The organism is Pseudohaliea rubra DSM 19751 (assembly GCF_000764025.1).
GTDB classification, from domain to species: domain Bacteria; phylum Pseudomonadota; class Gammaproteobacteria; order Pseudomonadales; family Halieaceae; genus Pseudohaliea; species Pseudohaliea rubra.
Genome location: NZ_KN234756.1, coordinates 25,010 through 38,306, shown reverse-complemented (window position 1 = coordinate 38,306; position 13,297 = coordinate 25,010). Strand labels below are relative to the sequence as shown.

15 protein-coding genes are annotated in these 13,297 nt (G+C 62.8%); 9 read left to right on the top strand and 6 right to left on the bottom strand.

The annotated features are described in order from the left end of the window. The first annotated feature begins 97 nt into the window (after positions 1-97). From HRUBRA_RS06360 to HRUBRA_RS06330, 7 genes are read left to right on the top strand one after another with little or no spacing between them, the layout of a single operon-like run. On the top strand, positions 98-880 hold the full coding sequence (locus HRUBRA_RS06360; protein WP_035515576.1) for a DUF3450 domain-containing protein: 783 nt from the start codon (positions 98-100) through the stop codon (positions 878-880). Continuing rightward, positions 880-2,316 carry a MotA/TolQ/ExbB proton channel family protein gene (locus HRUBRA_RS06355; RefSeq protein WP_035515575.1) on the top strand — a complete coding sequence of 479 codons (1,437 nt, stop codon included), beginning with the start codon at positions 880-882 and terminating at the stop codon, positions 2,314-2,316. Before HRUBRA_RS06360 ends, HRUBRA_RS06355 begins: the two co-directional genes overlap by 1 nt. Positions 2,317-2,326: 10 nt before the next feature. After that, positions 2,327-2,848, top strand: coding sequence for a MotA/TolQ/ExbB proton channel family protein (locus HRUBRA_RS06350; protein WP_035515574.1), 522 nt, complete (start codon positions 2,327-2,329; stop codon positions 2,846-2,848). A 39-nt stretch (positions 2,849-2,887) separates the two neighbouring features. Further along, positions 2,888-3,298 carry an ExbD/TolR family protein gene (locus tag HRUBRA_RS06345; RefSeq protein WP_035515572.1) on the top strand — a complete coding sequence of 137 codons (411 nt, stop codon included), beginning with the start codon at positions 2,888-2,890 and terminating at the stop codon, positions 3,296-3,298. A gap of 1 nt (position 3,299) precedes the next feature. After that, positions 3,300-3,719, top strand: coding sequence for an ExbD/TolR family protein (locus HRUBRA_RS06340; protein ID WP_035515569.1), 420 nt, complete (start codon positions 3,300-3,302; stop codon positions 3,717-3,719). 5 nt (positions 3,720-3,724) lie between these two features. Further along, the gene (locus HRUBRA_RS06335; RefSeq protein WP_035515568.1) at positions 3,725-4,330 is read left to right on the top strand and encodes an energy transducer TonB; all 606 of its coding nucleotides are present in this window, start codon (positions 3,725-3,727) and stop codon (positions 4,328-4,330) included. Between the two features lie 4 nt (positions 4,331-4,334). Continuing rightward, positions 4,335-5,666, top strand: a complete 1,332-nt coding sequence (locus HRUBRA_RS06330) for a tetratricopeptide repeat protein (RefSeq protein ID WP_035515566.1) — start codon at positions 4,335-4,337, stop codon at positions 5,664-5,666. A gap of 79 nt (positions 5,667-5,745) precedes the next feature. Here the strand turns inward: HRUBRA_RS06330 and HRUBRA_RS06325 are convergent, their stop codons facing one another. From HRUBRA_RS06325 to HRUBRA_RS06310, 4 genes are all read right to left on the bottom strand, one after another. Beyond that, positions 5,746-5,952: a cold-shock protein gene (locus tag HRUBRA_RS06325; RefSeq protein ID WP_035515565.1), complete on the bottom strand. Its 207-nt coding sequence runs from the start codon at positions 5,950-5,952 to the stop codon at positions 5,746-5,748. A 203-nt stretch (positions 5,953-6,155) separates the two neighbouring features. Continuing rightward, positions 6,156-7,613, bottom strand: coding sequence for a pyruvate kinase (gene pyk, locus HRUBRA_RS06320; protein WP_035515562.1), 1,458 nt, complete (start codon positions 7,611-7,613; stop codon positions 6,156-6,158). Further along, a complete protein-coding gene (gene glpQ / locus HRUBRA_RS06315) occupies positions 7,610-8,560 on the bottom strand; it encodes a glycerophosphodiester phosphodiesterase (RefSeq protein WP_236629802.1) in 951 nt (316 codons plus the stop codon). Before glpQ ends, pyk begins: the two co-directional genes overlap by 4 nt. A 75-nt stretch (positions 8,561-8,635) precedes the next feature. Continuing rightward, positions 8,636-10,096, bottom strand: a complete 1,461-nt coding sequence (locus HRUBRA_RS06310) for a coniferyl aldehyde dehydrogenase (protein ID WP_035515560.1) — start codon at positions 10,094-10,096, stop codon at positions 8,636-8,638. A 189-nt stretch (positions 10,097-10,285) separates the two neighbouring features. On the opposite strand from HRUBRA_RS06310, the gene HRUBRA_RS06305 reads away from it, so the two are divergent. Next, a complete protein-coding gene (locus HRUBRA_RS06305; RefSeq protein ID WP_035515558.1) occupies positions 10,286-10,633 on the top strand; it encodes a hypothetical protein in 348 nt (115 codons plus the stop codon). Positions 10,634-10,732: 99 nt separating this feature from the next. Beyond that, positions 10,733-12,253: a S10 family peptidase gene (locus tag HRUBRA_RS06300; protein ID WP_052094463.1), complete on the top strand. Its 1,521-nt coding sequence runs from the start codon at positions 10,733-10,735 to the stop codon at positions 12,251-12,253. A gap of 16 nt (positions 12,254-12,269) precedes the next feature. Here HRUBRA_RS06300 and HRUBRA_RS06295 read toward each other — a convergent pair whose 3' ends face one another. Both HRUBRA_RS06295 and HRUBRA_RS06290 read right to left on the bottom strand, forming a co-directional pair. After that, complete coding sequence (locus tag HRUBRA_RS06295; RefSeq protein ID WP_035515556.1) at positions 12,270-12,449, bottom strand: hypothetical protein; 180 nt, start codon at positions 12,447-12,449, stop codon at positions 12,270-12,272. Positions 12,450-12,544: 95 nt separating this feature from the next. Further along, a complete protein-coding gene (locus tag HRUBRA_RS06290) occupies positions 12,545-13,198 on the bottom strand; it encodes a TetR/AcrR family transcriptional regulator (RefSeq protein WP_035515554.1) in 654 nt (217 codons plus the stop codon). Positions 13,199-13,297 lie beyond the last annotated feature (99 nt).

Here is a 13,297-nt window from a genome sequence, read left to right as displayed (position 1 = left end):
TTATAGAAGACGCTATTTGTTTTTACCGAAAGCGCAACCGGGTCTCCCCCCCCATCAGCTCTGAAAATTTTTGTTGGCTATAGGAAGCACTATTCCCATGAATACCTATCGACTGAAGAATGTGCTGCTGCCGCTGCTGACCGCTTCCGCCCTGCTGGGTGGCGCCGTCGCCGCGCAGTCGGCGACGCTGGAAGAGGTCCTCGACGTCAGCGAGGCAAAGAATGATGCAGCCCGCCAGTCGCAGGCGAAGATCGACCGCCTTGCGGAAGAGACCCGGGACCTGCTCGAAGACTACAAGGCCGTGAACAAGCAGATTGACGGCCTGAAGGTCTACAACAGTCGGCTGCGCCGCCAGATCACCAATCAGGAGAAGCGCATCGCCGATATCGAGGGCTCTATCGATGAGGTCCAGATCACCCAGCGGCAGATGCCTGCCCTCGTGGTCAACATGATCGATGGCCTCGACCAGTTTGTTGAGATGGATGTGCCCTTCAATCTCGACGAGCGCCGCCAGCGGGTCGAGTTCCTGCGTGATAACGTCGACCGCTCCGACCTCACTGTGGCTGAGAAATTCCGCCAGGTCCTCGAGGCTTACAATATCGAGCTTCAGTACGGCCGGGGCTTCGAGACCTACAGCGACACGATCGATCTGGACGGCGTCACCCGCGATGTCGACTTCCTGCGCATCGGTCGCATCGCCCTGGTCTACCAGACCACGGACGGTTCTGAGGCCGGCGTCTGGAACAACGAGACCCGCGCCTGGGAGTCGCTCCCGGCCGGTGAATACGGCAATGCCATCCGCAAAGGCGTACGTATCGCCAAGAAGCAGGCTGCCATCGAACTCCTCAACATGCCCGTCGCTGCACCGGAGGCTGAATAATGGATCTGTTCAACAAGCTGATTTCCGCCGTTATCCTCGGCGGTTTCATCACGGTGGCGGGTGTCGCCAACGCGCAGGATGACGCGGCGGCCGGCGAAGCACCGGCAGAACCTCAGGTCGATGAGCGTGCGGAAGCGGCGAAGACCCTCGAGGAACTCCTCCAGTTTGTAAAGCGCGGCCAGGTTGCCGAGCAGCAGGAGAACCGCGAGCGCGAGCAGCGCTTCTCCCGCGACAAGGCCAATCAGGCTCAGCTTCTCAAAGAAGCTGAGGCCGAGCGCGCCCGTCAGGAGCGCATCTCTGCGCAGCTCGAAGACGAGTTCGAGGAAAATGAACTCCTGATCGCCGACAAGCAGGCCCAACTCAAGGAGCGCCTCGGTGCCCTTACCGAGCTGTTCGGTCACCTGACGGCCGCTTCTGGCGACCTCAAGTCAAACCTCGACGTCTCCCTTGTGTCGGCGCAGTACCCGAACCGCGGCGACTTCCTCGACGACCTCATTGACAAGATGAGCACGTCCGACAGCCTGCCGAAGATCACTGAAATCGAGCGGGTGTGGTATGAGCTGCTGCGCGAGATCAACGAGACAGGCAGCGTCGTCCGCTTCACCACGGAAGTGGCCACGGCGACCGGCGAGCGCGCGGAACGCGAGGTCGTCCGCATCGGCGCCTTCAACGTTGTCGACATGGATGGTAACTACCTGTCCTACAACAATGATCACCTGAGCGTGCTGCCGCGCCAGCCGGGCGGCGGCTACAATAGCTGGGCCGAGGAACTGGCCAACGCCAGCAGCGGCTTCCACCGATTCGGCATCGACCCGACGGGTCCGACCGGCGGCTCCTTCCTCGCCGCTATCATCGACAGCCCGACCATCGAGGAGCGCTGGCACCAGGGTGGCTACGTGGGCTACGCGATTACCGCGGTCGGTGTTTTCGCCCTGCTCCTGGCCGTGTTCCGCCTGGTTGTTCTCTCCGCCACCAGCGCCAAGGTATCCAGCCAGCTCAAGAGCGACAGTGCCAACAGCAACAACCCGCTGGGTCGCGTGCTGAAGATCCACGAAGACAACCCGAGCATGGACCCGGAGACCCTCGAACTGAAAATGGCCGAGGGTGTGATGCGCGAGACGCCGAAGCTGGAATCCGGCCTCACGCTGCTCAAGATCATCGCGGCCGTCGCCCCGCTCATGGGTCTGCTCGGTACGGTGACCGGCATGATCATCACCTTCCAGGCTATCACCATCTTCGGTGCCGGTGATCCCAAGGCGATGGCCGGCGGTATCTCCAGCGCGCTGGTGACGACGGTGCTCGGTCTGCTGGTAGCCATCCCGACGGTACTCCTGCACACGGTCGTGAACGGTCGCGCGCAGCGCATCATCCACGTGCTCAACGAGCAGGCCACGGGCATCGTCGCCGAGCACTCGGAAGGCAGCCACAAGGCCTAGGAGGTCCACCATGTCGGGAGGATTCTTTGAAACCCTGCTCGCCTTCATGGATAAGGGCGGGAATGTGCTCTGGCTGATCGGGATCCTGGTCTTCGTCATGTGGACGTTGATCTTCGAGCGGCTCTGGTTCTTCAAGCTGGCCTGGCGCGAGGAGGTTCACCGGGTGATCAGTGCCTGGGAGGGCCGCCCGGAGCGCAAGTCCTGGAATGCCAAGCAGGTGCGTATGCGGCTGCTGTCGCAGGCGAAGGAGCACATCAACACGAACCTCCCCCTCATCACTACCCTGGTGGCGCTGTGTCCGCTGCTGGGGCTGCTGGGCACGGTGACGGGGATGATCGAGGTGTTCAACGTCATGGCGGTTACCGGTGGCGGTGACGCGAAGTCCATGGCGGGTGGTGTCGAGCGCGCCACCATCCCGACTATGGCGGGCATGGTGGCGGCCCTCTCGGGGCTTTTCGCCAACACCTATCTCTCGCGGATTGCCAACCGGGAGCAGGAGTACCTGCAGGATCAGCTCACCTCTGACCACTGAGCCAGAGCACTCCGGTCCCAAGCACAGGGTAAACAGTTAATGCGCAGACTCGGTAAAAACCAGGAAGCAGATGAGCAGGCGGATATTGATCTCACGCCGATGCTGGACGTGGTCTTTATCATGCTCATCTTCTTTATTGTCGTCGCCTCCTTTATCAAGGAAGCGGGGATTGAAGTGAACCGCCCCGACAAGAATCAGTCGGATCCTTCGGACGCGACCAGCATCCTGGTCAATATCCGTTCCGATGATCAGGTGTGGATGGAGAACCGGCGCGTTGACGGTCGTGCTGTGCGCGCCAATATCCAGCGTCTGCTGGCTTCGGACCCGGAGCAGGGCGTAACGATCAAAGTTGAAAAAGGCGCCACGGCCAATAGCGTCATCAACGTCGCGGACTCCGCCCGGGAGGCGGGTGCCATGTCAGTGAACTGGGCCAGCGCGGGGGATCGTTGACATGAGCATGAGAGAAGCCGCGGCCAGGAAGGCCGCTGAGGATGAAGCCGGTCAGATCGACCTGACGCCCATGCTGGACGTCGTGTTCATCATGCTGATCTTCTTCATCGTCACCTCCTCCTTCGTCAAGGAACCGGGTGTAGAGTTGTTGAAGCCGCAGGCTACCACGACCGAGGAATGCCCTCGGGGTACCATTATCTTTGCGGTAGATGGCCGTGGCGACATCCACTACAACAAGAACAAAGTGACCCTGGAGCGCGCCGCTCAACTTACTGAAATTGCCCGCAAGGAGGCTCCGCAGGCAAACCTGGTCATACAGGTTGATCGCGAAACACCGGCCTTTGTCGTCGAGCAGCTTTACGATGAAGTGCGGCCGATGCTGGAAGCGCCCCCCTGTATTTCAACGGACGACGAGGTATAAGCGAGATGGGCAACAGTTTAGTCAGGTCCCTCGTGGGCGCTTTGGTGGCCGTGCCCGTCGCCCTGGGCCTGTTCTTCCTCATGCAGGCTCTTATTGACCGGGACTACGAGCAGGAAGACATCAAGAATCGCAAGATCGCTGATATCGTCGTGCCCGAGCGCGAGATCGAAATCAACGTCAAGGAAACCAAGCCTGAAAAGGTGGAGGATCCGGAAGAGCCGCCCCCGGAGATGGAGCCCATGGAGGTCGACTTCGACACCGATCTCAATGTGGCCAATATTGCTCCGGGCGCCAGCGTCGACATTTCTATCAGTTCGTCGGGTATGTCCTCCGGGGATGGCGAGTATCTGCCGATCGTTAAGGTGGCGCCGATCTATCCCCGCCGCGCCCAGACCCGGGGCATCACCGGCTATTGCATCGTCGAGTACACGGTAACCAAGTCCGGTTCGATCCGCGACCCGCGGCCCGTGGACTGTGAACCTTCGGGGGTTTTCGAGCGCGCATCCGTCAAGGCGGCAGAGAAGTTCAAGTACAAGCCGCGCGTGGTCGACGGTGAGGCGATCGAGGTGGCCGGCGTCCAGAACAAGTTCACCTACGAGCTGGAGAACTAGGCTGATGAGCAAGGTAAACGTCATCTTCCGCGCCGGGCTGCTGGCAGTACCAGTACTGGCCCTCCAGGTAGCCGTCACGGAAGTGCAGCGGGCGAGTGGTGTGGTGCAGCCCTTCGGCAGTGCCCTGGCGCAGGAAGAAAAGCCGGAGCAGGAAACACGACGGACTCCCGCATTGCGCAACAAGGTCTATGAGAAGCTTGCCGAAGCGCAGGCCTTCGCTGAGGAGAAACAACTCAGCGAAGCGGCCAGGGTGCTTGACGACATGCTCAAGTCCAGCGGCAAGAATGAGCTCAACAGCTATGAGCTTGCCAATGTCTATAATCTCTATGCATTCATCCATTACTCCAACGAAGACTACAACAAAGCTCTGCAGGCTTATGAGAACGTGGTCAGCCAGCCGGAGATACCGCTGGCGATGGAGATTAACACCCGCTACACCATTGCTCAGCTGTATTTCGTGCAGGAGCGCTGGCGCGAGGGCATCGCTGCGTTGAAGAAGTGGTTCGCCATGAGCGAGTCGCCGAATGCCAACGCGTACGTGCTCCTTTCCCAGGGCTATTACCAGTTGAAGGACTATGACGAGGCGCTGGAGAATATCGAAACCGCCATCGCCATGTACCGCGAAAAAGACAAGGTCCCGAAGGAACAGTGGTTCAACCTTGCCCGGTTCCTCTACATGGAGAAGAACCAGATTACCGACGCGCAGGCGATGCTTGAAGAGCTGCTTTTCTTCTATCCGAAGAAGCAGTACTGGGTACAGCTGAGCTACGTCTACTCCGAGCGGCAGAATGAGTCCCGGCAGCTTGCAGCCATGGAGACCGCCTACGACCAGGACATGCTGGAGAAGGACGGCGAATACCGTAACCTGGCATCGCTCTTCCTGTCCCAGAATGTTCCTTACAAGGCCGGTAAGGTGCTCCGGGAGGGTTTCGAGGAGGAGATCGTCGAAGACAACTCGAAGAGCTGGGAACTGCTCGCCGGTGCCTGGCGCCAGGCGCAGGAAATTGACTGGGCTATCCCGGCCATGGAGAAGGCCGCGGCCAAGTCGGATTCCGGTGACCTCTATGCCCGCCTCGGCAGTATCTATCTGGATGGTGAGCAGTACGAAAAGGCGATTGAATCCATCAACAAAGGGCTCCAGCGTGGTGGCGTCAAGCGCCCGGACAATGCCCGGCTGGTGCTCGGCATGGCGTATTTCAATACCAACCAGTACGAAAAGGCGCGGGACGCCTTCCGGGCGGCGGGGCGTGATGAGCGCTCGAAGCAGTACGCTCGTCAGTGGATGAAGTATATGAACTCGGAAATCGAGCGACAGGAGAAGCTGGCCGAAGGCTGAGGTTGTAGCTCATGCCTGCGCTACGGCGGGCAAAAAAAGGGAGCCTTTCGGCTCCCTTTTTTGTCGCCTGGTGCCCGGGTCAGACGGCGACGACGTTCTCGGCCTGAGGACCTTTCTGGCCGCTGGTTACGGTGAACTCGACCTTCTGGCCGTCGGTCAGCGTACGGAAGCCATCGCCCTTGATTGCACTGAAGTGAACGAACACGTCGGGGCCGCCTTCCTGTTCGATGAAGCCGTAGCCTTTAGTCTCGTTAAACCACTTAACGGTGCCGGTTACTGTAGACATACTGATTTACCTTTCTAAAGCCCGGTGGCAAAGCCACCGATAATACTAATGATCACTTATGGTTAACGAACCGAGGAACTGGAAGGATCTTCGACCGTGCGCATAAACGTGCCGGATAACCCGACACTTTGAGTGTAGCACCCGATTGCCGATTCAGCTGCAAGGCGGAAAGGCAGAATGTGAATATTCACATCGATGAGCCGTCAGGGCACGGGGAGCACTTTCAGCATGTTGGTACCCCCGCGCTGCCCCAGGACCTGGCCCCGGGTGAGTAGCAGCTCATCACCGCTGCCCAGGAAGCCGCGGGCCAGCAGGAATTCGATAGCCCGCTCCTCTACGGTCTCCGGGTCGGCGCCTGAGAACACGGTTGCGTCGAAGTAAAGCGGGATCACCCCGCGGCACAGGCTCAGCCGCTGCAGGGTTCGATCGCGACGGGACAGAGCGAAGATTGGCAGCCCGGAGCTGAGCCTGGACATGAGTAGCGGCGTGGTGCCCGACTCGGTCAGGCAGGCGATCCCGCGCACCGACCGATAATGGTTGGCCGCATAGATGGCTGCCATGGCGACCGTTTCCTGGGCGCTGCCGAACTCACGCTCAAGACGGTAGCGGGAGGTCCGGGCCACCGGATGGCGCTCGGCCCCCATGGCGGCATCGGCCATGGCGGTGACCACCTCCACCGGGTACTGGCCAACAGCGGTCTCGGCCGAGAGCATCACGGCGTCGGTGCCGTCGAGTACAGCGTTGGCCACGTCAAAGACCTCTGCCCGGGTCGGCATGGGGTTCTCGATCATGGATTCCATCATCTGGGTGGCGGTGATCACTACCCGGTCGCTCTTGCGGGCGCGGGAAATGAGATCCTTTTGTATGCCGATAAGCTCCGCATCGCCTACCTCGACGCCCAGATCACCCCGGGCGACCATGATCCCGTCGGAAGCGCGGAGGATGTCATCAAGGATCCGGCTGTTGCCGACCACTTCTGCGCGTTCGATTTTCGCGATCAGCGCCGGCGCCAGACTCCGTTCCTCGAGAAGTTCGCGGGCAAGGCGAATGTCTTCAGTGCTGGATACGAAGGAGACGGCGACAAAATCCGGTTGCACGGCGTCGAGGCTGCGGATATCGGCCATATCTTTCCCGGTGAGCGCCGGCGCAGCAATACCGCCGCCGAGGCGGTTGATCCCCTTGCGCGAGGACAGTTTGCCGCCGGTGAGCACCGTGCAGTCGATGGCGGTGCCGCTGACGTCGTCAACGCGCAGCCGCAAGCGGCCGTCATCGAGGAGCAGGGTATCGTCGGGCGCAAGGTACTGCGGGAGTTCCTGAAAGGCGTAGCCCACGGCGCGGGCCGTACCCTCTTCCTCCCCCAGGGCCCCATCAAGGCGGAAGCTGTCGCCGCTCTCGAGCTTCACGGCGCCGCTTTGAAAGCCGGCGATACGGATCTTCGGCCCCTGCAAATCGGCGAGGATGCCGACATAGCGCCCGGCCCGGGCAGCCTCCTCGCGAACCCGGTGTGCCACTTCGGCGTGGTGAGCCGCAGTGCCGTGGCTGAAATTCAGGCGGAAGACGTCGACCCCGGCGCGGACCAGGCGGCCGAGCATGGTGGTGCTCTCGCTGCCGGGGCCGATGGTGGCGACAATCTTGGTACGGCGGTGGATGCGTTGGGTCACGGCTTGCTCTCAAGGAAGTGACGCGCCTTGTCCGGGAAGTCCGTGAACAGGCCGTCCACGCCCAGCCGGTCGACGAAAAGCGCCAGCAAGGCATCGAAGCTGTCGATGCCCGGTGGCAGGGCGTCGCTGCGGAAGGTATAGGGGTGTACGAGGAGCCCCGCTGCCTGGGCACGGGCTGCGAGGTCGGTGATCCGCGGCTCGCCGGCGTCATCGCTTCCCTGATAGAGCTGGCCAAGCCACGGGCCGATGCCGGCGGCGTAGCGGGCGATTGCCGCAAGGCCGGCGTCGCTGGTCAGTGTCTCATAGTCGACGTCCGGTACCCCGCCCCAGGCGTTCTCTGCAATCAGCTGGATGCGCGGCAGTGGCGAACGGAATTCCCCGGCGAGGCGCTTCAGGGTCGCGGGCTCGAAGCTCTGCAGGAAGACCGGGCTGTCAGCTTCGTGGTAGCCGGCGTCTTCCAGTACCTGCAGCACCGCCGCCGGCAGATCCTTGCCCTCCTTGCGGTGGAAGTGGTCCCCCTTGAGCTCGATATAGAGGCCTGCCACCCGCCCGGAGCTTCCGTTAAGACCATCGATGAAGGCGATTTCCTCAGCGAGCGTAGGAAGCTGGAAGAGCCGGCGGTCTGCCGGGAAACGCCCGGGAAAGACGGGGGCACCGTCTCTGCCCAGCCGTTCGCCGACGGCGAGGGTCCGGAGCTCGGCCAGGGTGAAGTCGATGGCATACCAGTGTCCGTCTGCCCGGGCGCGGTCGGGAAAGCGCTCGGCGACGTTCGTGGTGCCGTCGAGGTGGATGTCATGAAGTACGATCGGCACATCGTCTGCGCTGAGCACGACGTCCTGCTCGAGGTAGTCGGCACCCTGGCCGTGGGCGAGGGCCTTGGCGGCCAGCGTGTGCTCGGGCAGATAGCCACTGGCACCGCGGTGGGCAATGACCAGGGGTTCAGCCACGGCGGCCCCCGCAGCGAGGGTCAGCGCCAGGAGCGCGGCGGGACGAAGAAGGGGTTGCCACCGCGTCACAAAGGCCTACTTTTTTACCTGCATCTTGATGGTCTTCTCCGTTGCCGGACCGTAGGGAGGGAGCATGCCGCCGATCTTGGCCACGTTGAGCTTCGACTGGCGGTAGATAGCCTTGGCGTGGCTGAAGGTCCGGAAGCCCGCCTCGCCGTGGTAGGCGCCCATGCCCGCGGGGCCGACACCGCCGAAGGGGAGTTCCTCCTGCATGACGTGCATGATCACGTCGTTGATGCAGACGCCGCCGGAGGTGGTCCGCGTGAGTACAGCCTCCTCCTCGGTCGGATCCGAGCCGAAATAGTAGGCCGCGAGCGGCCGCGGCTGGCTGTTGACGTAGCTGATGGTTTCCTCGAAGTCCGTGTAGGTGCGGATGGGCAGCAGCGGGCCGAAGATCTCCTCTTCCATGATCCGGCTGTCTTCCGGCGGCTGCGGGATCAGCGTCGGCGGCAGCTTGCGGCTGCCGCCCTGCGCCTGGAAGTCCTCGTCGGCCGGGTTCAGCGGGATGACCCGGGCACCGCGCTCCGCCAGTTCCTCGAGATAGCCCGAGAGACGCTGGTAGTGCCGGTCGTTGACCACCGCCGTGTACTCGGGGTTGCCGAGGAGCGTCGGATACATGCGCTTCACCGCATCACCGGCGGCGGTGATCACGGCCTCGAGCTGCTCCTCGGGGACCAGCAGGTAGTCCGGTGCCAGGCAGATCTGCCCTGCGTTCAGCGTCTTGCCGAGCATGATGCGCTCCACAGCGACGTTCAGGTCCGCGCTGCGGGAAAGGATCACCGGGGACTTGCCGCCGAGTTCCAGGGTAACGGGCACCAGATTGCGCGCGGCGGCCGCCATGATATGGCGGGCCACGGAGGTGGCACCGGTGAACAGCAGGTGGTCGAAGGCCAGGGCCGAAAAGGCCTGCCCGACCTCCGGGCCGCCGGTGAACAGGGCCACTTCCTTTGGATCGAAGGCCTCGGCAACCATCCCGGCCATGACCTCAGACGTGGCCGGGGTGAATTCGGAGGGTTTGATCATGGCGCGATTGCCGGCGGCAAGGATACCCGCCAGGGGGCCGAAGGTGAGGTTCACCGGGAAATTCCAGGGCGAGATAACCCCGACCACGCCGAGCGGCTGGTACTCGATGCGCGAGCGTCCCCCGAGCAGGTTCAGGGGGAAGTTGGTCGGGCGCTTCTCGCCGCGCATCCATTGGCGCAGGTGCTTCCTGGCGTGCTTGAGAGGCTGCACGGAGGCGGCCACGTCGGTAAGCAGGGTGACCTCCCGGGCGCGGCAGCTGAAATCGCTGTCCAGCGCCTCGCAGAGCCGATCCTGGTATTTGAGGACGACATCCATGGCCCGGTCGATACGGTCGATACGGCTCTCGGCACTCACCGCGCCCTCGCGGAGGAAGTCTTCCCGCTGAGCCTCGAGGACTTCCTGCATGCGGGTTTCGGTGTCGCCGGCCTGGTTGACGGTCTGCGGTGCGTTCATGGGATGCTCCTCGCCGGGGGCGGTTGCTTTACTTATGGTTTGAGCCCTCCAGTATAGAGGTCGGGCACGCAAAAGCTAAACAGCATTCCCCGGGGCGCGCCTCCTACAGCGTACGCTCGCCCGGAACGATCTCCACCGCCCCAGGGCGCGCGCTTGCGCGACCCCGGCGGACTTGCTAGAACACGCGTCATGTCTTCCGAGCCTGCCAACCCCGACCCGCGCACGCCGTCGCCGCCCTTCGGCTACTCGCGACAGTGCCCCTATGGCCGGGAGAAGCAGCTGGAGATCGTCGCCGAGTTTCATGCTCATCGGATCCGCCCGGCGCGTATCGCCTATCGCGTGGGTATCGATATCGCCTTCATCGAGGCGCTGATCGCCGGCGAGGAAGAGCCCGAACGCTTCCCGGCCCTGGTGGCCTACTACCGCCGGCAACGTTATCGGGACCGGCTCCGTGCCAGTGAGGCTCAGCGCGGCACTGCGCGCTATGAGCGCCAGCAGCTCGCCGCCCGCGACTTTGAGCAGGAAACCGGGCTGTAGTGCAGCGGCAGGCTGGTGTCCGCGCCCGGCCACTGTGGTTAAATGACGGCCATGGCGGTTCCGCCAACATTCCCTGAAAACCTGACAACGAGGTAACCGATGCTCCTGCAACGCATGATCGTTTCCTTGCTCCTCGCCGGCCTCGTCGGCGCCGGCGCCCTGGCCGGGGAACATGACGCCGCCGCGGCGGTCGATGCCGGGAAGACCATCCCCGAGCCGCTGCACTTCGAAAGCGACGGCTCAGTCCGCATTGATGGCAAAACCATCGACTACACAGCCACCGCCGGCACGCTGGTTATGAAGAACGATGACGGCGAGCCTATCGCCCACTTCGGCTACACGGCCTATGAGAAGAAGGGTGGCGATCCCGCGAAGCGCCCCATCCTCTTTGCCTACAACGGCGGCCCGGGCTCTGCTTCCATGTGGCTGCACATGGGTATCCTGGGGCCTAAGCGTACCGTGGTGGAGGACGTCAGCTTCAACACAAAGGGGCCCTTCGAGCGCGTCGACAACGAGTACAGCGTTCTCGACAGGGCCGACCTGGTCATGATCGATCCCGTTGGCACGGGCTTTTCCCGGGCCGTCGGCGAGGCCAGCGGCGAGGATTTCTGGGGGGTGGATAACGACATCGAGTCCGTTGCCAACTTTATCGCCCGCTATCTCTCCGAACACGGCCGCTGGGCCAGCCCGAAGTACCTGCTCGGGGAAAGCTATGGCGGCATCCGCTCCGGTGGGGTGGCCTATGAGCTGCTGACCAAGCACACCATCTCCCTGGACGGCGTGATCCTGGTTTCGCCCTATATGGACTTCATCGCCGGCAACAACGGCGCCGAGAATGACCTCGCCAACGTCAATACCTTCACGACTTTTGCCGCCACCGCCTGGTACCACGAGGCTATCGACGACCGTCCGGAGGACCTCGAGGCGTTCCTGGCCGAGGCCGAGGCTTTCGCTCATGACAGCTATGCGCCGGTGCTGCTCAAGGGCAGTCGGGCCACGGCGGAGGAGCGTAGCGAAGTGCTCGCGGGTCTCGAGCGTTTCACGGGCATCAATGCCGACTACTGGGATCGCGCCAATCTGCGTATGGACGAGTCGCGCTTCGCCAAGGAAGTGCTTCGTGACCGTCGCAAGACCGTTGGCCGCATCGATTCCCGTTTCGCCGGCGACGCGATCAACCATATCGCCGAGACCTTCCGCTACGATCCTTTCTTCCCGGCTATCGGGCCGGCCTTCGTTGCCACCTTCAACGATTACTACCGGGAAGAGCTGGGTGTGAAGACCGATCGCCGCTACGTTACCTCCGCGGGCCTTTACCGCGATTGGGACTGGCGCCATGAGCAGCCGGGCGCCTGGGGCAAGCAGCCGGTGTCCAACACTGCCGTGGATCTCGCCTACGCCATGGCACAGAACCCGAACATGCGGGTTCTGGTGCAGCAGGGTTACTTCGACCTGGCCACGCCCTACGGTGCCACGGAGTACGTTATCGCCCACATGGACCTGCCGGAATCAGCGCGGGCGAACCTCGTGCTGAAGCACTACGAAGCCGGCCACATGATGTACGTGCACCCGGAATCCATGGCCCGCTTCAAGGCGGACCTGGGGGCCTTTATCGACGACTGACGCCGTCGCGGCGCGCTCAGGAGCCGGTTTTCTCCAGTTCCAGTCGGGCGCGCCGCGCTTCCCGCCTCTCCCGGTCCGCTTTCTGCCGGGCCTCCAGCCGCTCACCGAAACGCGTGCCCCGCATCCAGGCGCGGGCAAAAAGGCCGATGCCGATGATCATCAGGGCGTTGAGCAGCAGGACAAGACCAGTGTTCATGGGATTCCTTACCGATACCAGGGTTGGAGAGAGCATTCTGCCAGGTGGATTATTCTAGCGCCTTCCTGCCGTCGGTCCTGTGAACAAGTACGGGTTTACAACTCCGCCCTGCTGCTGCAGACCTTGCGGAAGCCCGCGGCGACAAAAGGAATCATGTGATCGTAGGCGGCCTGCAGGTCCGCCGAGCGGCACAGGCCGCCGGAGAGATTGTCGATCCGCCGTGTCTGCGCCAGGGTCAGCGTCAGCGCACCGGAGAGGTTCTGGTAGCACCAGTACAGGTCTTCCCGGCGCGCGTCGGGCAGGGCCTTGCCCAGGGCCTCGATGAATTCCTGCACCAGCGCGTCGAATAGATGAGACATCATTTTCGGCCCCCAGTAGGGGCTGTTGTTGATGTAGGCGATGAGCGCCAGGTAGTGGCGCCAGCCCGTGTCGCCGGTCTCCTGGGCAAGCTCCAGGGGCCGCAGAAAAGCCTCGATGATCTGCTCCAGGGTCGGGCCGGTCTCCCCGGCCTCGCCCTGGCAGCGGTGCAGGGCCTCCCGCCGGGCATTGTTGAGGAAGGCCGCCCGGCGCTCGAAGACTGCCTGGAACAGGTCCAGCTTCCTGCCGAAGTGGTAGTTGGCCAGGGCCACGTCCACCCCCGCGCGCCGGGCGATCTGGCGCAGGGTCACGCCGTCGTAGCCGTGCAGCGCGAACAGTTCCTCGGCGGCGTCGAGGATGCGTTCTCTCCGCGGGCGGGTCTGGTCTTCCATGGTTCTCTCGGGGCTCACTGTCGTTCAACGATTGTTGAGTAGCGCGCTTCCGGGTGCAAGGGGTGTCACCCCTGGATGTCTTGCGCGTGTGCCAGCGCC

Bases quoted from the DNA above. Each gene is read 5' to 3' on its own strand.
- HRUBRA_RS06310 (WP_035515560.1), bottom strand. From the start codon at position 10,096: ATGAACGCACCGCAGACCGTCAACCAGGCCGGCGACACCGAAACCCGC.
- HRUBRA_RS06345 (WP_035515572.1), top strand. From the start codon at position 2,888: ATGCGCAGACTCGGTAAAAACCAGGAAGCAGATGAGCAGGCGGATATT.
- HRUBRA_RS06350 (WP_035515574.1), top strand. From the start codon at position 2,327: ATGTCGGGAGGATTCTTTGAAACCCTGCTCGCCTTCATGGATAAGGGC.
- HRUBRA_RS06335 (WP_035515568.1), top strand. From the start codon at position 3,725: ATGGGCAACAGTTTAGTCAGGTCCCTCGTGGGCGCTTTGGTGGCCGTG.
- HRUBRA_RS06355 (WP_035515575.1), top strand. From the start codon at position 880: ATGGATCTGTTCAACAAGCTGATTTCCGCCGTTATCCTCGGCGGTTTC.
- HRUBRA_RS06300 (WP_052094463.1), top strand. From the start codon at position 10,733: ATGCTCCTGCAACGCATGATCGTTTCCTTGCTCCTCGCCGGCCTCGTC.
- HRUBRA_RS06330 (WP_035515566.1), top strand. From the start codon at position 4,335: ATGAGCAAGGTAAACGTCATCTTCCGCGCCGGGCTGCTGGCAGTACCA.
- HRUBRA_RS06290 (WP_035515554.1), bottom strand. From the start codon at position 13,198: ATGGAAGACCAGACCCGCCCGCGGAGAGAACGCATCCTCGACGCCGCC.
- HRUBRA_RS06360 (WP_035515576.1), top strand. From the start codon at position 98: ATGAATACCTATCGACTGAAGAATGTGCTGCTGCCGCTGCTGACCGCT.
- HRUBRA_RS06295 (WP_035515556.1), bottom strand. From the start codon at position 12,449: ATGAACACTGGTCTTGTCCTGCTGCTCAACGCCCTGATGATCATCGGC.
- HRUBRA_RS06325 (WP_035515565.1), bottom strand. From the start codon at position 5,952: ATGTCTACAGTAACCGGCACCGTTAAGTGGTTTAACGAGACTAAAGGC.
- HRUBRA_RS06340 (WP_035515569.1), top strand. From the start codon at position 3,300: ATGAGCATGAGAGAAGCCGCGGCCAGGAAGGCCGCTGAGGATGAAGCC.
- HRUBRA_RS06305 (WP_035515558.1), top strand. From the start codon at position 10,286: ATGTCTTCCGAGCCTGCCAACCCCGACCCGCGCACGCCGTCGCCGCCC.